The 19,102-nt window shown below is 38.4% G+C and carries 17 protein-coding genes; 9 read left to right on the plus strand and 8 right to left on the minus strand.

Annotated elements, in window-relative coordinates; translation table 11 throughout:
• Positions 1-92: 92 nt before the first annotated feature.
• The 3 genes from ACSBFT_RS01295 to ACSBFT_RS01305 all read left to right on the plus strand — a co-directional run bounded on the left by ACSBFT_RS01295 (position 93) and on the right by ACSBFT_RS01305 (position 4,293).
• Positions 93-2,120 carry a CHU_0125 family OmpA-like outer membrane integrity protein gene (locus tag ACSBFT_RS01295; RefSeq protein WP_463045950.1) on the plus strand — a complete coding sequence of 676 codons (2,028 nt, stop codon included), beginning with the start codon at positions 93-95 and terminating at the stop codon, positions 2,118-2,120.
• A gap of 49 nt (positions 2,121-2,169) precedes the next feature.
• Positions 2,170-3,093, plus strand: coding sequence for an alpha/beta hydrolase (locus ACSBFT_RS01300; RefSeq protein ID WP_489603021.1), 924 nt, complete (start codon positions 2,170-2,172; stop codon positions 3,091-3,093).
• Between the two features lie 150 nt (positions 3,094-3,243).
• A complete protein-coding gene (locus ACSBFT_RS01305) occupies positions 3,244-4,293 on the plus strand; it encodes a T9SS type A sorting domain-containing protein (RefSeq protein ID WP_489603023.1) in 1,050 nt (349 codons plus the stop codon).
• 49 nt (positions 4,294-4,342) lie between these two features.
• Here the strand turns inward: ACSBFT_RS01305 and ACSBFT_RS01310 are convergent, their stop codons facing one another.
• The 6 genes from ACSBFT_RS01310 to ACSBFT_RS01335 all read right to left on the minus strand — a co-directional run bounded on the left by ACSBFT_RS01310 (position 4,343) and on the right by ACSBFT_RS01335 (position 9,478).
• A complete protein-coding gene (locus ACSBFT_RS01310; RefSeq protein ID WP_489603025.1) occupies positions 4,343-4,810 on the minus strand; it encodes a GNAT family N-acetyltransferase in 468 nt (155 codons plus the stop codon).
• Positions 4,807-5,148 (minus strand): MmcQ/YjbR family DNA-binding protein, encoded by a 342-nt coding sequence (locus ACSBFT_RS01315; RefSeq protein WP_489603027.1) that lies wholly within the window; start codon positions 5,146-5,148, stop codon positions 4,807-4,809. Before ACSBFT_RS01315 ends, ACSBFT_RS01310 begins: the two co-directional genes overlap by 4 nt.
• The gene (locus ACSBFT_RS01320) at positions 5,148-6,215 is read right to left on the minus strand and encodes a phosphotransferase family protein (protein WP_463045955.1); all 1,068 of its coding nucleotides are present in this window, start codon (positions 6,213-6,215) and stop codon (positions 5,148-5,150) included. The genes ACSBFT_RS01315 and ACSBFT_RS01320 overlap by 1 nt, the downstream gene beginning before the upstream one ends.
• Complete coding sequence (locus ACSBFT_RS01325; RefSeq protein WP_489603029.1) at positions 6,208-7,410, minus strand: acyl-CoA dehydrogenase family protein; 1,203 nt, start codon at positions 7,408-7,410, stop codon at positions 6,208-6,210. The genes ACSBFT_RS01320 and ACSBFT_RS01325 overlap by 8 nt, the downstream gene beginning before the upstream one ends.
• A 144-nt stretch (positions 7,411-7,554) precedes the next feature.
• Positions 7,555-8,175, minus strand: coding sequence for a hypothetical protein (locus ACSBFT_RS01330; RefSeq protein WP_489603031.1), 621 nt, complete (start codon positions 8,173-8,175; stop codon positions 7,555-7,557).
• A 337-nt stretch (positions 8,176-8,512) separates the two neighbouring features.
• Entirely contained in the window at positions 8,513-9,478 is a 966-nt protein-coding gene (locus ACSBFT_RS01335; RefSeq protein ID WP_489603032.1) for an NAD(P)-dependent alcohol dehydrogenase, read from the minus strand.
• Positions 9,479-9,797: 319 nt separating this feature from the next.
• Between ACSBFT_RS01335 and ACSBFT_RS01340 the strand changes: the two genes are divergently transcribed.
• Together ACSBFT_RS01340 and ACSBFT_RS01345 are read left to right on the plus strand one after the other, a co-directional pair.
• Positions 9,798-11,039, plus strand: coding sequence for a hypothetical protein (locus ACSBFT_RS01340; protein WP_489603034.1), 1,242 nt, complete (start codon positions 9,798-9,800; stop codon positions 11,037-11,039).
• A 64-nt stretch (positions 11,040-11,103) separates the two neighbouring features.
• On the plus strand, positions 11,104-11,718 hold the full coding sequence (locus ACSBFT_RS01345) for a class I SAM-dependent methyltransferase (protein ID WP_489603035.1): 615 nt from the start codon (positions 11,104-11,106) through the stop codon (positions 11,716-11,718).
• A 78-nt stretch (positions 11,719-11,796) separates the two neighbouring features.
• Here the strand turns inward: ACSBFT_RS01345 and uvrA are convergent, their stop codons facing one another.
• Positions 11,797-14,631, minus strand: coding sequence for an excinuclease ABC subunit UvrA (gene uvrA / locus ACSBFT_RS01350; protein ID WP_489603037.1), 2,835 nt, complete (start codon positions 14,629-14,631; stop codon positions 11,797-11,799).
• Between the two features lie 135 nt (positions 14,632-14,766).
• Between uvrA and ACSBFT_RS01355 the strand changes: the two genes are divergently transcribed.
• Genes ACSBFT_RS01355 through ACSBFT_RS01365 form a run of 3 tightly spaced genes read left to right on the plus strand, consistent with a single transcriptional unit; the run spans position 14,767 to position 16,994 of the window.
• Positions 14,767-15,420 (plus strand): HAD family hydrolase, encoded by a 654-nt coding sequence (locus tag ACSBFT_RS01355; RefSeq protein ID WP_489603039.1) that lies wholly within the window; start codon positions 14,767-14,769, stop codon positions 15,418-15,420.
• 1 nt (position 15,421) lies between these two features.
• On the plus strand, positions 15,422-15,811 hold the full coding sequence (locus tag ACSBFT_RS01360) for a VOC family protein (RefSeq protein ID WP_489603041.1): 390 nt from the start codon (positions 15,422-15,424) through the stop codon (positions 15,809-15,811).
• Between the two features lie 19 nt (positions 15,812-15,830).
• The gene (locus ACSBFT_RS01365; RefSeq protein ID WP_489603043.1) at positions 15,831-16,994 is read left to right on the plus strand and encodes an MFS transporter; all 1,164 of its coding nucleotides are present in this window, start codon (positions 15,831-15,833) and stop codon (positions 16,992-16,994) included.
• Positions 16,995-16,996: 2 nt separating this feature from the next.
• On the opposite strand, the gene ACSBFT_RS01370 is transcribed toward ACSBFT_RS01365, so the two are convergent.
• On the minus strand, positions 16,997-17,905 hold the full coding sequence (locus ACSBFT_RS01370) for a patatin-like phospholipase family protein (protein WP_489603044.1): 909 nt from the start codon (positions 17,903-17,905) through the stop codon (positions 16,997-16,999).
• Positions 17,906-18,067: 162 nt separating this feature from the next.
• On the opposite strand from ACSBFT_RS01370, the gene ACSBFT_RS01375 reads away from it, so the two are divergent.
• Positions 18,068-19,042, plus strand: coding sequence for a polyprenyl synthetase family protein (locus ACSBFT_RS01375; protein WP_489603045.1), 975 nt, complete (start codon positions 18,068-18,070; stop codon positions 19,040-19,042).
• Positions 19,043-19,102 lie beyond the last annotated feature (60 nt).

Raw genomic sequence — 19,102 nt, forward strand, 5'->3', positions numbered from 1 at the left:
TCTACAAAATACTTGTTCATTCAAAACGTTTCTTATATTTAGAATAAGCCCTAAATTAGGGCAAAATCCTTAAGCTGAAGCATATTTATCGAATGAGAAAAAGCTCACTATTCATAATATTTCTATCGTTTTTTGCCTACACGGCTTCTGCCCAGTTGCAGTCCTATAAAAAAGGTTTAGCAAGCTTTGATAAAGGCTTTTACGATTTGGCGGTTAATGACTTATTAAAGGTTAAAGAGATTGATGCTTCTCAAGAAGCCAAATTAAAATATACCATTGCGGAATCTTACAGGCTGTCTAATAGATGGATAGAGTCTCTTTCGTATTTTAGCGATGCCATTGCTTTGGGCATTGACGACCCCGATGCTGTTTTTCACTACGCTTATGCCCTAAAGACCAATGAACAGTATGATTTGGCTTTGCAGCAGTTTAGGAAATACAGCGGTATGAAAACCGAGAATAAAGTATATAACGAATGGGCAAACAGGGAGATAAACACTTTACAAATCATTGATCTTTTAAAGGAAAAAGACACGGAACTGGTTTTTAGAAATTTAAAAGAAGTGAATACGGAAGGTTCGGAGTTTTCTCCGATGGTTTTTAAAGGGAAATTGATTTTTTCTGCTTCCAGAAAACAAAAAACATATTCTAACGGATTGCCTTTCTTAGGGATTTATAGTGCTTCGGTTAATAAAGATTTGACCAGTGTGGGTGAGGTGGAGCTGTTTAGCAGTGCCATTTTTGATTCGGAAAGAAATGAGGGGACCCCGGCTTTTTCGCCAGATGGTAAAACCGTCATTTTTGCCAGGAGTAATTCTGGAAGAAGAAAAGATGTATCTCCAGATGTAGATTTATATATGAGCAGGTTTGCTCCATCTTCAGGTTGGACATCACCCGTTTTGGTTTCTGCTAGTGATTCTGCCAGCTGGGATGGATGTCCTGCATTTTCTGGGGATGGAAAAACGTTGTATTTTTCTTCCAACAGGCCAGGTGGTTCCGGCGGGATGGATCTTTACCGTGTAAATATGGATGCTTCAGGAAGGTTTGGAAATCCAGCCAATATGGGCAAAGCCCTAAATACACCGGGAGATGAGATGTTTCCTTATGTTACAGAAGACGGAAAACTTTATTTTGCTTCTGATGGTCACCCTGGTTTAGGAAAATTGGATTTGTTTGTGGCAGAGCGTAGGTCGGGTAAGATTTCGGTCGAAAATCTAGGCCTACCCTATAATTCTTCTATGGACGATTTCGGTTTGTCACTAGACGAGAACGGTAATATTTTCTTTTCCTCTAATAGAAGGGGAGGGCAAGGTGACGACGACATCTATTTTTATCAGGCTCCGCCAAAAGAAGAGCTGGCGGATAACGTTGACCCACTTAAAGGAAAGTCTGGACAGGGTAAAGACGGAGAAAATGAGCTAGAAATAAAGAAGGTTAATTACTTTTTGGAAGGCGTAATATTAGAAGATAAGGCGTTGTCTGTGATAGATGCTAATATCTTTATTTATAAAATAGATGGAGGTTTTGAAGAATTAAACACAGAAACAAAAAGTGACGCCAATGGTGCTTTTGGTCCTATAAGGCTGGAAGAAGATACCGACTATATGATTATCGTGGAAAAGCCTTCTTATCTTAAAAAACGAGAGGGTTTTAGTATGTATGGCAGAACTATACCGCAGATCTTACTTAGAAAGTCGGTGACAGATACCACTTTCCATACCGATATTTTGCTTGACAAGCTGTTTATCGGAAAAACTTTTGTGTTAGAAAATATCTATTATGACCTGAACAAAGCAGACATAAGACCAGACGCTGCGGTGGAGCTGGATAAGTTGGTGCAGATATTGATAGACAACCCTAAAATAAAAATTGAGTTAGGTTCACATACAGACGTCAGGGGTACAGACATGTACAACCTTAGGCTGTCACAGAGAAGAGCAGAAGCAGCCATAGAATATATTATTTCAAGAGGTATTGCTAGAGAAAGGTTAACGGCTCAGGGTTATGGTGAGGAAGAGCTGATTAATGAGTTTGCGAAGACGGAAGAAGAACACCAAGTAAACAGAAGGACAGAGTTTAAAGTCACCGAAATTGGCACTTCTAGCGATTTAGTAGAATAATATCCCCAAAATATACCTAATTTAAGCCTGACAAAATCAGGCTTTTTTTATGCAAAAAATATTTATTCTATTTCTACTTATTTCTTTTCAAGGTTTAGGACAATCTATGGAGGTATTACTTTATCCGGACGGTGTTCCTGGAGCAATTAGCGGACACGGTTTAATTGAGGCGGATGTCTCAGAGGTTGATGATGGTGTGATTAGGTTAAGGAATATTTCTAACCCTAGCCTTACGGTTTATCCAGCAAAAAAAAGTAAGAATACTGGTGCCGCAGTAATTATTTGCCCTGGAGGTGGCTACCATATTTTGGCTATGAATAAGGAGGGCTACACCATAGGAGCGTGGTTTGCGGCTAGGGGAGTAACCGCTTTTGTATTGAAAAACAGATTGCCGCAAGCTGAAATGTTTACAGAAAAAGAAATTAGGCCTTTGGAAGATGCTCAGGCAGCCATAAGGTATGTAAGAACCAATGCTGCTAAATATAGCTTAAATGAAAATAAAATAGGCATTATGGGTTTTTCTGCGGGAGGGCATTTGGCCGCCACAGCTTCTACACACTTTAAGAATGGTGTAGGGGTAAACGAAAACTCCAAGGTTAGTTTAAGACCAGATTTTAGTATTTTAATGTATCCAGTCATTTCTTTTAGTGACAGGAACGCACACCTGGGCTCTAGACTTAATTTGATAGGTCCAGAACTGAAGATAGAGGAAATGGAACATTTTTCTAATGAGCTTCAGGTAACCCCAGAAACTCCTCCCGCATTTTTGGTGCATGCCTATGATGATGGTGTGAAGGCTGAAAATAGTTTAGCTTATGTGAAAGCTCTTAGGGCGTTTGATATTCCTGCAGAATTACATTTATATCAGAGTGGGGGACATGGATTTGGTTTGGCATATGACAAGCCAGGACCTGTTTCAAAATGGTCTGAGAGACTTGAAGATTGGCTTTTGTTCAATAAACTAAATAAATAAAGGCTTCGTACCTTAAGAAAGGTATGATAATTGCGGCTAAATCAATGCTTTGGACTTCAAACCATTTAATAAAAAAGGACATTAGACTTTTCTGATACCAAGAAGTCTTTTTACATTTATATCAGGAAAACAAATAAATACTACATTCTTATGAAGAAAATAATCTATACATTAAGTGCTGCCCTTATAGCTGGCTCTGTTTCAGCTCAAATGGTAAGTAGTACGCAAATTTATGTTTCTGAAGGTGCTGTCCTAAGTGTAGGTCAAGATTTTCAAAATAGCGGTGAATTGACAAATAATGGTCTAATTAACTTACGTGGAAATTTACAGAACGAAGGTCAGATTAAGTCTGATGGTGAAGTGATTTTTGACGGTTTTGATAAGCAAACTATTTCAGGAACAAATAATGTGGTTCTTTCAAAGGCCTCAATTGAAAACAATGTAGACTTAAATACGGCATTGGTTATCAATAAGGAATTGAATTATAACCAAGGTATAGTCTCTTCATCAGAAGCCAATCCTTTGGTGTTTACAGAAGATGCTAACTACAGAGGTGCATCTGATTTCTCTCACTCGAGAGGTACGGTAACAAAGGTAGATGCAAGTAACTTTGAGTTTCCAGTAGGTGATGGTTCTACATACAGAGGCTTTATAGCCAATAGTACTAAAAGAAGTGCACTGTCTGCAGAGTACAAGTCTCAAAACCCAACGCAATTGTCAAATGAATTGGCAAATGGTGTGGATTATGTAAATGACAATGAGTACTGGGTGCTTAAAAGCTCAGACGAAAACGATATCGCAAACGTAAGACTTCAAGGTACTTACGAAAGCAATGTAGCTTACCTGAATAAGGGAACTTGGAATATCTCTGAGAATGCTTCATTTGACAAGAAAAGTGGCTTAGAAAGAGGTGTGATGTTTACCTCTGGTAGAGGACAGTTTGTGAAGAAAGACATTGGCGTATGGCCAAACCCTACGCAAGGTGACTTCAACTTGAAATTATCTGGCATGAACGACAATGATGATGTAACGGTGGATGTTACTAATCAAGATGGTCGTGTCGTATTAAGCATGAAAGGTGCGGTGAACCAACTAAGAAAGGTTTATTCTCTTCCTGGGAGCTTAGTAACTACGGAGCTTACGGTTAGAGTAATTAATGGTGACGAAGTCATGACAGAGAAATTGATTCTTAACAGATAATAATTTAAGGATATAGTATTTGAGAAAGGCTTCCAAACGGAAGCTTTTTTTATGCCATTTTTTCTAGAAAAACCATATCTGGATTAGAAGCTAGGCTGGCTCTTTTGAATGCTTTATAGCCTAATTTATGATAGAGGTGGAAGTTTTTTACACTCTTATAAGCAGTGTAGAGTTCAAACCTTCCAGCTAAAGGGAACCTAGACTCTATATTTAACATTAATTGACCTCCTAAGCCCTTGTTTTGAGCTTTAGGATTTACGATGAGTTTGCCAATATAAACAGTGTCGTTTTCTTGGTAAGCTCTAATAGAACCTATGATTTCTACTCCCAGCATGGCCTTTAGAATCGTTTGTTTCTTGAACTCTTTTTTAAGGGCATCTAGGTTTTGAGTAAGAGGTGTAATCTCATAATTATTATAAATTTCTGCTTCTTGTATGTAAGCCAACTTCTGTAGTTTAAGTATTTCTTCCAAATCTGATACTTCCGCCAAACAGATGTTTATTGTTTCAGGCTTCATAATAATTGTATTTGGTTTTGAAGTCTTTTCGGAGCTAATCCTAAATAGCTAAGTTTCAAAGCTTCAAAAAAAACTTCTTCTTTAACAGTTTCTAAATTAAAGATAGTCCAACCTTTTAGACCCCATTTATTGGGAACAGTAAATATACTTTCAGGAGCTGCCAAAGAGAAAAGGTCTTGCTGTTCTAAGGAGAGTTTGAGATTTGTTAGGTTCCTTTTCGTGTCTAGCGTTGCAAATATTTTCTTGTTGATTTTGTAAGCAGTTTTTTCAAAATGGGGTGCTTCTTCCACTTCAGGAAGCTGAGAAACTATATTTCTTAGATGCTCAATAGCAATCATTACAACATATTATTCTTTTCAATAGACTGTTTAGCCTTCTGAGATAAAACCTTCACACCTTCTATAAGTCCTGCAAACCTTGGGTCTTGCGTAAGTCCTTTTTTATAACGAGCATATATTTGCTGAATAATCACGGCGTTTTTAAAAAGTCCAAAAACATAGTAGAAGAGGATGTTAGAAATATCTCTTCCAGATTTTTCGGCGTATAAGTTGGCGTATTCTTGTCTGGTCAGGTTACCTGGCAGCCACGACAGATTAAAAGCTTTACCAAAATCAGCATCAGTAAATTCTACCCAATAAGCTAAAGTAGTACCCAAATCCATAAGAGGATCGCCGACGGTGCACATTTCCCAATCTAAAATGGCCAATATTTCTTCAGGATTCTCAGGATTCAAAATGAGATTATCATACTTGTAGTCGTTATGAATCAAGCTTGCTTCTGAAGACACTGGTATGTTGGAATCCAACCATTCTGCCACGGCTATCATGTCAGGTAAATCGTCCGTCTGTGATGCCAAATAGCGTTTGTGCCATCCTTTGACTTGTCTTTCTACATAGGCTTCCGGTTTACCTATGTTATCCAATCCTGTTTTATGAATATCAATATGATGAAGAGCCACTTGATTAAGACATATAGCTTCTGAAAGCTTTTTAAACAAAGGACTGTTATCTTCTTTTAAAAAGCGTTTAGCATCAGCAGCCCTAAGGATACTTCCGTTAACACGCTCCATGATATAGAATATAGAACCAATAATGGATTCATCTTCACAGAGTGAAAGTGGTTTCGGGATTTGCTGGAAACCTGCTTTGTCAAGTGCTTCTAAAATCCCGAATTCACGAGCCATGTCATGGCCTCCCTTTATGTTTTCTGCTCCCTTGGGAGGCTTTCTTAATACATAAGAACAGTTTCCTGCGTGTAGTAAGTAGGTTAGATTAGAATATCCTCCTCCGAACTGTTTGACTTCTAAGATTTCTTCTAATCCCGTTTTTAGAAGATAATCGTTAAGGGTAGTTAAAGGCAGTTCTTCATTCTTTCTTACGGAGCTAGCTTCGTCTATATTAAGCATTTCTGTAAGGTTTAAGGAGTTGTTTTGCCAATGAGCTTTTGTGTACTTCATCAGCTCCATCATAAATCCTGGAGGCTCTTTCGTGGGCATACCAGTAGCTTAAGATGATATCACTGGTCATTCCCAAGGCACCATGGGTCTGAATAGCCCTATCTATAACGCGTAGCATCATATTGGCCGTGAAGAATTTTATGCCAGAAATCTCTGCTCTGGCTGCTTTGCTACCTACTTTGTCTATTTTGGTGGCGGTGCTTAAGACCATTAGACGGCAAGCGTCTATTTCTACTCTGCTTTCAGCAATGAAATTTTGAATGCTCTGCTGGTCTGCTAATGTTACGCCCTCCTTTATTTCTCTAAAAACGGCATATCTGCACATGAGGTCAAAAGACCTTTCTGCTATACCAATAAAACGCATACAGTGATGTATTCTTCCAGGTCCAAGTCGCTCTTGTGCTAAAAGGAAACCATCGCCTTCTGTACCAATCAAATTGCTCTGAGGTACTCTCACATTATTATACTTTACTTCGGCATGGCTGGCCCAGCTGTCTCCTTCATGTCCCATAATAGGGATATTTCGCATGAACTCGTATCCAGGGGTGTCAAGAGGTACTAAAATCTGCGAAGCTCTTTTATGAGGAGCGGCGTCGGGATTGGTCACTGCCATCACTATGGCAAAGGCTGCTCCATCAGCCGAAGAGGTAAACCATTTATGGCCGTTAATAACATAATCATTCCCGTCTTTTACAGCGGTTGTGCCCATTCTAGTAGGATTCGAACCTGCAAAGGCTGGCTCGGTCATAGAAAAGCAACTTCTGAGCTTTCCTTTGGTAAGTGGCTTTAGGAAGCGTTCTTGTAATTCTGCATTGGCATATTTATGGAGTAATTCCATGTTCCCAATATCTGGTGCTTGTGAGTTGAAAACGAAATGTCCAAAAGGGGAACTCGCTAAACATTCGCTTACCTGGCCAAATTCACACAGCGACAGTCCTTTTCCTCCAAGACTTTCAGGTAAAGCTAGACCCCAAAGGCCCATAGTTTTTACCTGTTCTCTTAGTGTCAGCAGCGTGGGTTCTACGTCAGAAAAATTCCCCTTCATGTTATCTGCTGTTTCTAAGGGATAAAGGTGCTTTTCTACGAATTCTTTAATGACAGGAAGAATACTTCTCGTCTTTTCTGTTGTGAATAGGGTTTCCATTAATGTATTGTTGATGTTAAGAATATTAATAAGATGTAATTTAATAATCCTATTTTATTTTGACATCAAGATAGTAGACAAAGGGTAGATTTAATTTTTAGACACTCTTTCTCCAGCCGTGCATGAGATAAAATTTCTGCTACTTTATTGGCAAGATGCCATTTCGCTTTGGTAGATTTCCTGAGACTTTTTAAGGGCTTCATAAATGCCACCTGCCCAAAAGTTTCTAAATCCAAAACCTCTAGGTGTACCCTTTACTTTTTCGTTTAAGAGTATGGTTTTGGTTTTGAGATCTACAAAAACAATGTTAAAAGCGGTTTCGACGGTGCTTTTAGAGAAATGATTCACCACCATTAGGGCACCAAACCCTTCTTTACTTTCGAAGTTGAATTCATTGATCAAGGACTTGATTTGAGCTTCAGGAATATCGTTTGTGGTAGCGTTAAGATCCACCATTTTAAACTCATTGACCTTATCATTTCTTTTCATTACTTCTTCCAATTGATATAAAACATTTGTTTTTTGATAGAAACTTTTAAGGTTGAATTTCTCAGCTTCATTGACTAAAAGAGTATTCCAAGACTTGAAAAAGGTCGACTTTATAGCCTGAGGGTCATTGAAATCTGGGCCTAGAAATTTGGCCATGCTAAAGTCTATGCCGTACCAAGTGATTTCTTCTGCTTTGATAAGCTCGCATTTGGATTGAGAATAGGCATTCAAAAAGGAGAATGAAAGAAGACTGGCCAATAATATGATTTTTTTCATGAGAAGGTGATTTTTATTATAAAGTTCAATTTTTTATACCTAAAAAGCAATACCTTCTTCATTTCCATATTGTTAAACCCGTTTTATGCATTGGAGAATCGTAATGAGTTTTAAAGTGGGATAAATCAGACATATAAATGAGATTAGCATAGCGGTTTACCCTGAGCTAAAGTCGAAGGGTTCTGGTGATTGAGTTTAAAGGGATTTACGAACTGATTTGAAGCAATTTAGCTACGATCCCGATAAAATCGGGAGATTTTCTAATGAATAAAGCGGGTTAAAACTCACTCCGCCTTCATTTGTAATCATAAGGGTTTACTGCCAGCTTATCAAGCGGTTAGCCTTCGTTGGAAGGAATATTGATAATTATCTTTCCTTTGTGTTTTCCTTCTCCAAAATACTGAATGAGCCTTGGGATGTCTTCTAAATGGTATGGTCCATCTATAGGGCATTTTATCGGATAAAGTGTGATGACTTCAGACAAACCTTTATTTGGTTGAAGAGCCAGTACATTTAGCTTTTTACTTGAAAATAGCCTTAGGATTTTGCCCCAGAAAAATACGCTCAACAGGGAGCTTAAATCCCCTCCGACGGTGATGTAGGTGCCGTTGGACTTTAAAGAACTTAAATAGGTAAAAGCTGATTTTTTACTTTTACAATCCAAGATGAAGTCATATTGTTCACCGTTTTTTGTAAAATCGGTTTCCCTGTAGTCTATCAGAAGCTTGAATCCGAGTTTTCTCATGGCTTCGAATTTATCTAAGGAATCTACGCCTGTTATGTTGCAATGATGATACTGGGCTATTTGAAACCCAATACTGCCAACGCCTCCTCCAGCTCCGTTGATTAATACTTTTTGATTGTTACGGATGTTTTCTAAGGCTTGGAAAGCCAAAAGTGCCGCATGGGGTAGGGCAGCAGCTTGTTCAAAACTGAGTTGCCTAGGTTTATGAATGACTGCTTTTGAGTTGACAGCAATATATTCTGCAAAAGTTCCAAAACCAAAATTTGAAATATCACCATATACTTCATCACCAATTTTAAAATGACTAACCTTGGCTCCAACCTCCTCAATGATACCAGATAGCTCCATGCCTGGAGTCGTATGTTTTGGCTTGAATATACCAAAAAGGAGTTGATAAACTTTCGGTTTACCGCTGACCATACTCCAATCGTAATCATTAATGGCTGTCGATTTTATTTTGATGAGTACTTCGTTTTCTTTAGGAATAGGTATATCTACTTCTTTGACTTGAAGTACTTCCTCTGGATTTCCATATTCACTAAAAACAAGTGCTTTCATAGCTTCAAATTATATTTGGAATATCTAAAATAGATAGCTTTTGTAAAAATTGGGATATCCGAAGGGTAATACTTTTTAGATTTTTTATATGCGGTTTTATGGAGAGATGGGAGGGGGATTTAATAAGGGTGGGGAGGCTTACTACTTTATAATCAATAGGCTAGCATTTAAGATCTCATTAACTCTTTTAAATGAGAAAGATGTTCAAAATGGAAGTACGATGAAGCTATTGTTTTTGTATAACTTTAGCAGTAGTAAACGTTTGTATAAAGGACAATAAGAGCATTTAAAACTTTTAACACAAGGGTATAAACCTAAAATGAAAACTGAAATAGTAAAAAATATAGATCGTCCGGCTGAGCTTGAAAGGCTTTACAGGAAGAATAAATCAACATTTAGGAGGGAGTTTAATCTTATTTATCCAGAATTGGAGGATAGCCCATTGACTAGTTTTTGGCATGAACGCCTAAATTATGAAACTTCCGACATTTCATGGGGTACCAATAGTGACTTAATGTTTGTGGTTATGGCTTCTTTATTGGCAGGATGTCTTGCCAAGTTACCGGAATTGAAGTTTGTACAGGAGGAATTCTTCTATACCAGAAACATTGGTTTTATTGTTTTTCCGATACTTACCGCTTACTTTTTTTGGAAAAACGAGACCTCCGTAATGAAGGTTATAGGGGTGTTTTTCGCTCTATTAGTTGCTTTGCTTTATATAAATTTCCTTCCCGATACCAACTCGGATACACTTATACTTGCTTGTATTCATTTACCACTGGTACTCTGGTCTGTATTGGGTTTTTCTTATGTAGGAAATGGTTTTTTAGATACTCAGAAAAGGCTCGATTTCTTGAGGTATAATGGAGACTTGGTGGTGATGACGGTTTTGATACTTATTGCCGGAATGATTTTAACAGGTATTACCATTGGACTCTTCTCATTGATTGGTTTTGAAATAGCAGATTTTTACTTCAGGTATATGGTGGTTATGGGTTTGGCGGCTTCGCCAATAGTAGGAACCTATGTCACACAAACCAATCCACAGCTGGTCAATAAGGTATCTCCAGTGATAGCAAAAATATTTAGTCCTTTGGTGCTAATTACCCTTGTTACATATCTGATAGCCATCGTATTTTCAGGGAAAGACCCTTATAACGACAGGGAGTTCTTGATGGTTTTTAATGCTTTACTAATTGGAGTATTGGCCATTATCTTGTTTTCTGTAGCGGAAGCATCCAGAACAGGGAAAAGTAAAGTTTCCATGGTTATTTTGACTTTACTTGCTGTAGTGACGGTCATCGTAAATGGCATTGCCATTTCCGCTATCATGTTTAGGATTTCTGAGTGGGGGATTACGCCAAATAGATTGGCAGTGTTAGGTGGAAATGTTATCATACTGATAAACCTATTGGTAGTAAGTTTTAGACTCATAAGAACCATCAGGCATTCCGAGGAAATTGAATCTGTAGAAAAATCGATTGCCTCCTTCTTACCTATTTATAGTTTATGGACAGTTGTGGTCACCTTCTTGTTTCCATTGATCTTTGGCTTTAAATAGGCTTGAAGAAGTTCGTATTTTTTACCGATTGTAAGGTTTTAATTTTATCAAATACCTAATAGATATGAAAGAGAAATGGGATGCCAGATATAGTGAAGAAGGGTTTGCTTATGGTAAAGAGCCTAATGTGTTTTTTAAGGAATGGCTTTCGAAATTTGAACCAGGTGCTATTTTAATGCCAGCAGATGGAGAAGGAAGAAATGGTGTTTTTGCTGCAAAGAAAGGGTGGGACGTCATTTCTCTTGATTTGAGTGAGGAAGGAAAAGTCAAGACTTTGGCATTAGCTAAAGCGGAAGGAGTACAGCTGTCTTATATGGTAGGCGATTTAGAAGAAATCGATTTGGAAGAAAATTATTTTGACGCCATTGGACTTATTTTTGCTCACTTTCCAGCAGAGAAGAAATCAGCATTACACAAGAAATTGAATAGATACCTAAAAGTAGGAGGAATCGTTATTTTTGAGGCTTTTAGTAAAGAGCATTTGACTTACAAAAGGCAAAATCCCAAAGTGGGGGGGGCTGGCGACATAGATACCCTGTTTTCAAAAGAAGAAGTTAAAACTGATTTTGAGAACTATGAAGAATTGCTTTTGGAAGAGGGCGAGGTCTTATTGAATGAAGGGAAATATCATGTGGGAAAAGGGTCGGTAATTCGCTTTGTTGGAAGGAAAATTTCTTAAGCGATTAAGGTAGATTAGTCTTGTCATAGGAAACTAATCTACCTTAATTTTTGCACCATTTTGAGCTTAGTTCTAGCATCAAAGCTTCCCCTTCAAAAAGTCAGCAGTATAATTTCCTTCTATTTTTACCATGTCTTCTGGGGTACCTTCAAAACACAGATGGCCACCATCTTCACCCCCTTCTGGCCCTAAATCTATAATCCAGTCAGCAGACTTAATCACCTCCATGTTATGCTCTATTATAATGACAGAATCTCCTTGTTCTATTAGTGCGTTCATAGCTTTCAATAATTTCTGAATATCATGAAAGTGTAGTCCGGTAGTAGGTTCATCAAAGATGAAGAGTGTTTTTCCTTTCTCAGAGTTTCCTTTTCCTAAGAAGAAAGCCAGCTTTACACGCTGAGCTTCACCACCCGAAAGAGTATTAGAAGATTGCCCTAGTTTAATATATCCTAGTCCTACTTCTTGTAGCGGCAATAATTTTTCGTAAAGTTTTGGCTGGTTGCCTTCGAAATATACCAGAGCTTCATCCACAGTCATGTGTAGAATATCAGAAATATCTTTTTCTAGGTATTTTACTTCCAGAACTTCCTGTTTAAAACGCTTTCCTTTGCAGCTTTCACAGGTAAGTTTCACGTCTGCCATAAACTGCATTTCTATGGTTTGCTCGCCTTCTCCTGCACATGCTTCGCATCTTCCTCCGTCTACATTGAAAGAGAAAAAAGCGGGTTTATAGTCACGTTGCTTGGCTAAAGGCTGGTCTGACATAAGGGCACGTATGGCGTCATATGCTTTGATGTAGGTAACTGGGTTAGACCTGCTCGACTTTCCAATCGGGTTTTGGTCTACCATTTCCACTTGGTTTATTCTGCTCATACTACCCGTTAGGTCGGTAAACTTTCCTGCGTCAGAAGTGTATTCACCTTTTTGTCTAGAGAGGGCAGGATAGAGTATTTTCCTTACCAGTGTAGATTTTCCAGAACCACTCACCCCTGTTACCACGGCCAATACGCCTAAGGGAAATTTAACATCTAAGTTTTTCAGGTTGTTTTCTTCGGCTCCAGTAATCTTTAAGAAATCTATGGCCTTTCTTCGTCTTGTTGGTACCTTTATTTGGTCTTTTCCAGTCAGGAATCTGATGGTATGCGAACCATTGTCATTATCTTTTGCTTTTAAAACTTCTTCAAAAGTTCCTTGAAAGACTAATTCACCACCTAGGTTTCCTGCATTTGGACCAATGTCAATAATCTCATCGGCTTCTCGCATGACTTCTTCTTCATGCTCCACGACTATAACGGTGTTGCCAATATCTCTCAAAGATTTTAAGACAGAAATAAGCTTTTGGGTATCTCTTGGGTGTAATCCTATGCTTGGTTCATCCAAAATATACATAGAGCCCACCAAAGCAGAACCCAGCGAAGTAGCCAGTTTTATTCTTTGAAATTCTCCTCCAGAAAGAGAAGAGGTGAGTCGGTTTAGTGTCAAATATCCTAAACCCACTCTGTCTAAATACTCTAACCTGTTGGTGATTTCTATAATTATCCTTTTGGAAATATCCGCCTTATTACCATCTAGTTTGATTTCGTCAAAAAACACCCTAGCCTTATTTATAGGCACTAGGACTAAATCTGTGATAGATAAACCATCTATTTTAACGTAAGATGCGTCTTTTCTTAAACGAGAGCCTCGGCAATCTGGGCAAACGGTTCTGCCACGATATCTGCTTAGCATGACACGGTATTGAACCTTGTACGTTTGCTTTTCTAAATCTACGAAAAATGCATTCAATCCCTGAAAATGCTCGTTTCCTGTCCATACTAATTGTTGCTCTTCCTCAGTAAGGTCTTTGTAGGCACGGTGAATGGGGAAGTCGAAATGAATGCCATTTCTTAATAATGGAGCCAGCCATTCACTCATTCTTTCTGAACGCCACGGAGCTATGGCTCCTTCAAAAAGTGATAAAGATTTATCCGGGATGACCAAGTCTTCATCGATACCTAGAACTTTCCCAAATCCCTCACACACCTTACAGGCACCATAAGGATTATTGAAGGTGAACAGATTAACACTAGGTTCTTCAAAAACCTGTCCGTCTTGTTCGAATTTATCTGAAAAATATTTGGTTTGTTTGCCCATAATCTGGACGACACAGACGCCATCGCTTTCAAAAAAAGCGGTTTGAATGGAGTCCGAAATTCTAAAAAGGTTGTCTTCGTCAGGCTCGCCTTTATCATCAAATTTTACGGCGGCTCTGTCTATAAGAACCCAAACATCGTCTTCAGCAGAGGTTAAGAGCTTGTCATCTTCTAAAGTATCTTCTATCTGATATATATCCCCTTTGATAGAAACGCGATTAAATCCTTTTTTAAGAAGAAGATCCAATTCTAATTTAAGCGTTCTGCCCTCCACCATTTTTAAGGGAGAGAAAATCATCAGTTTTTGGCCTTCTTCAAAACTATGTATAAAATGGCTTACATCGCTCACGCTATCTTTCTTTACCTCTTTCCCAGAAATAGGAGAGATGGTAGTTCCGGCTCTTGCAAAAAGCAGTTTAAGATAATCGTAAATTTCTGTGGTGGTACCTACCGTAGATCGTGGATTTCTACTGCTAACACGCTGCTCTATGGCAATGGCGGGAGAAATTCCCCTGACATAATCAACTTCGGGTTTTTCCATTCGCCCTAAAAACTGTCTGGCATAGGAGCTCAAACTCTCCACGTACATTCTTTGGCCTTCAGCATATAGGGTGTCAAACGCCAAGGATGACTTACCACTACCGGATAGACCCGTTACCACGGTCAATTTGTTTCTCTGAAAGGCCACATCTACATTCTTGAGGTTGTGTACACGGGCACCTTTGATAATGATGTATTTTTTGGGATCTAGATTTCCTATATCTTGAGTTTTTGACATGCTTTTTTGCAAAGAAAAATTCGGATGTTTTTCCTGTCTTTTGACAGGAACGGCAAATATAATCATATCAAAAGGGAGATAGAATGTATTGCTAAATATCTCCTCAGATTTAATAGGAATAATTACCTTTGCTCCATGATACAAAAGGCCGTTATTTTCGACATGGATGGGGTTATTTGCCATACCAATCCTTATCACTCCAAAGCTTTCAGAGTGTTCTTTGAAAAAAGAAATTTAAACCCTACGGATGCAGAATTTGCGGAACATATGTTTGGTAAAAGCAATAGTTACATTTTAAAGCATTTCTTAGGCAGAGAGGTCGTTGGAGAGGAGTTTAAACAGATGGAAGAAGAGAAGGAAGGGCTTTTTAGAGAAATTTATGCGGAACATGTCGTCACCATCGGTGGATATATGGATTGGTTAAATCTACTGAAAAAGGAAGGTTTTAAAACGGGGGTGGCTACATCTGCACCAAGAGCCAACCTTGACTTAATTATGGGTAAAGTAGGCTTTGGTCCTAATATGGAATCTATTTTGGCATCCGAAGATGTCACTGCTCATAAGCCAGATCCACAAGTTTATTTAAAATCTGCCAAAAACCTTGGTGTGGAGCCCGCAAATTGTCTGGTTTTTGAAGATTCTTATTCAGGCGTTTCTGCGGCTATAAATGCGGGAATGAAGGTAGTGGGGGTTTTAAGCAGTCATACCAAAGAAGAATTGCCACCCTGCGATTTTCACATCAAAGATTATTCAGAAATAAATTTATCGGTATTAAAAGATATCATTTAATATGCCTTCTATACAGCACATAGCCCTATACTGCATTGATTTGGAAAAAATCCGAGCGTTTTATGAAAAGTATTTTAGTGCTCAAAGCAATGAAAAATACATCAATGCCAAGAAAGGGTTTGAATCCTATTTTTTAAGTTTTGAAGCAGGTGCGAGTTTAGAAATTATGACCAAAACAGGAATTGGCAGTGCCAACGAAACGCTGTCGGAGTATTTGGGATTAACACATATTGCATTTTCTGTAGGTTCCGAAGAAAAGGTTAATGAACTGACAGAGGAGCTAAGGGAAGATGGATTCGAAATAGCTGGAGAATGTAGATGGACGGGAGATGGTTTTTACGAAAGTGTCGTACTTGACCCCGAAGGAAATCGATTAGAAATTACGATTTGATATTCTTAAACAACATATTTTGATACGCCACCTCACGAAAGACTTTCTAAGAAATCGCCAGAGTAGAGCCATTGCAGTTGCATTTTTATCTGTTGGGATTCTTTTTGGTACTTGGGCCACTTTTATTCCTTATATAAAAACTAAGTTTTCGCTGGACGATGCTCAACTGGGTCTCATACTTTTAAGTATGCCTATTGGTTCTGTCACCATGAATTTGGTTGGAGCTTGGTTGGTCTCAAAGGTGGGTATGAAAACCACAACTATTTCAGGAATGGTGGCCATGTCCTTGGCGTTTTTAATTCCACTGAATGCCGAGTCGGTTTATCTGCTGCCAATTGGACTTTATCTCTGTGGTTCTGGCATCTCTATTACAAATATTGCCATGAATATGGGTGTCACTAATATTGAAGCCCATCATAAAGTGAACATCATGAGCACTTGTCATGGTATGTTTAGTTTGGGGCTGATGGTGAGTTCCATGATGGCGAGTTTGGCAAGGGGTTTTGAATGGGTGCCTGGACATTATATGCTGGTGGTGTCCTGTTTGATTATTGTCTCTGCACTGTTAATTAGACCTACCATTTTTAAGATTCAAGAAGAAAAGGAGGCTGATGATGTCTCTCAATCTAAATTCGTACTACCTAGAGGTTCGTTTTTGGTGATGATATTGATAGGTATATGTGGTAATATCACTGAAGGAACAATGGCAGATTGGACCTCTGTTTTTATGAGAGATGTGGTGAATAGTAGTCCATATTTTGTAGGGTGGGGCTTGGCTGGTTACTCGCTATTTATGGCATTAGGCAGATTTTTTGGCGATAGTCTCATTCCTAAATTTGGTGCCAATAAAATCTTGATTTATGGTGGTGTAATGTCAATGATTGGCGTTTTAATAGCGATTTTGTTACCAACTACTTGGTTTGCTATTATTGGTTTTTCTATTGTAGGAGCGGGTGTTTCCTGTACGGCACCTATTCTTTATGGAGCATCTGCCAGAGTGCCAGGGGTGTCAAAGGGCACAGGTTTGGCGGTCATGAACACTTTTGCCATGGGCGGTTTTATGGCCGGTCCAGTGCTGATCGGCTTTGTTTCTCAAGCCACAAGTTTAAGCTGGGCTTTCTCCATCATTATTTTACTGGCCTTAATTTGGGTGCTCTTGTCGTCGAAAATTAAGTTTTTCTAAGATTATCTTAACTCGGTATAAGCAAATTGGTAACCTTGCTTAATTACTTCTTTGATATTATCGGAGTCGAAATTGGTAAGACTAATATTAATAGACTCTATGGGCCTAATTACCTTAAGAGTTATTTTCTTGTTAAGTGTAAAGCCAGCTATGGAAACTAAATTTTCATTATAGTTTTCGGCCCACTCAATATCATTATTCTCAAACTGATTAACAGAAATATCTTTTATCCTTTCTATCATAGAAAAGAAGGAGCGATAGTTAATGGGCTCCAGTTCTCTAGTTTTTGGATGCGTAGCAATTGCATAAATCTCTGTGGCACCATCTTCAATAGCTTTTTTCAACGGCACAACTTCTCTTAAGCCACCATCTAGATAGGCTTGTCTGTGATCACCACCAATTTGAATAGCGGGCATCATGATTGGAATAGAACTGCTGGCTCTCAAATAATCCAAGAAATGCTGCTCCATAGGGTCGGCATAGTGCATATTTCCTGTATTTATATTAACTGCACCAACTTTAAGCCCTATTGGGCTGCGACGTAAAGTGGTTAAATCAATGTACCTTCTTAGTTTTTCATGAAGTGGATTGGTGTCCAAAAGGCCATCAAAGCGACTTAAGATAGTATCTATACCCAGTTGGAAACGTGACTTTAGTAGTCCGATATCATCTGGTTTGGTAATATTTTCAATCCAGAATTGAATCAGTTTTTTATTTACAATGTCCCAATCAATAAATCCGTTATCAATGTGTTGTTGGCCAGCTTCATTTACCATAAATCCGGCATTGAGTGCTCCGGCAGAAATACCGTAAATCATCTCAGGTTTAAATCCCGTTTCTAAAACCGCCTGAATAGCCCCTACTTGCCAAGCCCCTTTTAAAGAACCGCCTCCAAGTACTAATGCCCTCATATTTTCTCGTTTGCTGTTAATTGGATTTAACCAAGATAGAGTTAGATTTATTTACTAGCCTATATTTTAAAAATAAATCTGTTCGTAAAATTAGACTTTTGAATTGTAAAATTGCAATTCATTGATGTATATCGAACCATCTCTTCCTCTGAATTCTAGTAAATGTCTATAAATATTAAGGACATCAAGGCTCCTATTGCTAATGAAATGAAGGAATTTGAAAGCAAATTCCGGAATTCTATGAAAACTGATGTCATGCTGTTAGACCAGATCATGAAATACATCATTCATAGGAAGGGTAAGCAGATAAGGCCGATGTTCGTTTTTTTAACGGCAGGCATGTGCGGAGGTATATCTGAAGCCACTTATAGAGGTGCTTCTTTAATCGAACTCTTACATACAGCGACGCTGGTTCACGACGACGTGGTGGACGACTCCAACTATCGTAGAGGTTTTTTCTCAATCAATGCCCTTTGGAAAAATAAGATTGCCGTTTTGGTGGGAGATTACCTCCTTTCAAGAGGTTTGCTTCTCAGTGTAGAGAATGAAGACTTTGATTTGTTGAAGTTGGTTTCTTCGGCCGTAAAGGAAATGAGCGAAGGTGAGCTTCTTCAAATTGAGAAAGCTAGAAAACTAGACATTTCTGAGGAGGTTTATTTTGACGTCATAAGACAGAAAACGGCATCACTAATTGCATCTTGCTGTGCTGTAGGTGCTGCTTCTACAGGAAGTAGTAAAGAGGACGTGGAAAAATGCCGCCTTTTAGGAGAGAAAATAGGAATGGCTTTTCAGATAAAAGATGACCTTTTTGACTATGGAAATGCCGAAATAGGGAAACCTACGGGAATAGACATCAAAGAGAAAAAGATGACGCTCCCTTTAATTTATGCCTTAAGTCATGCTGATAGAAGCACTAAGAATAAGGTAATTAATCTGGTAAAAAGGCATTCTAATAAACCTGCCAAAGTAAATGAGGTCATTGAATTTGTGAAACAAAGCGGTGGTATTTCTTATACCCAAAACGCTATGATGGACTATATGAATCAAGCCAATGATATATTGGCTGCATTTCCCGATTCTGATTATAAAACAGCATTAAAAGGATTGATTCAGTTTACTATTGAAAGAACTAAATAATCTGAAGTTATTGTATTTTCAATAATAACTGAAATGTACGTCTGCTCATTTAGCCATCAT

Source organism: Arcticibacterium sp. SM2516, from assembly GCF_057914865.1.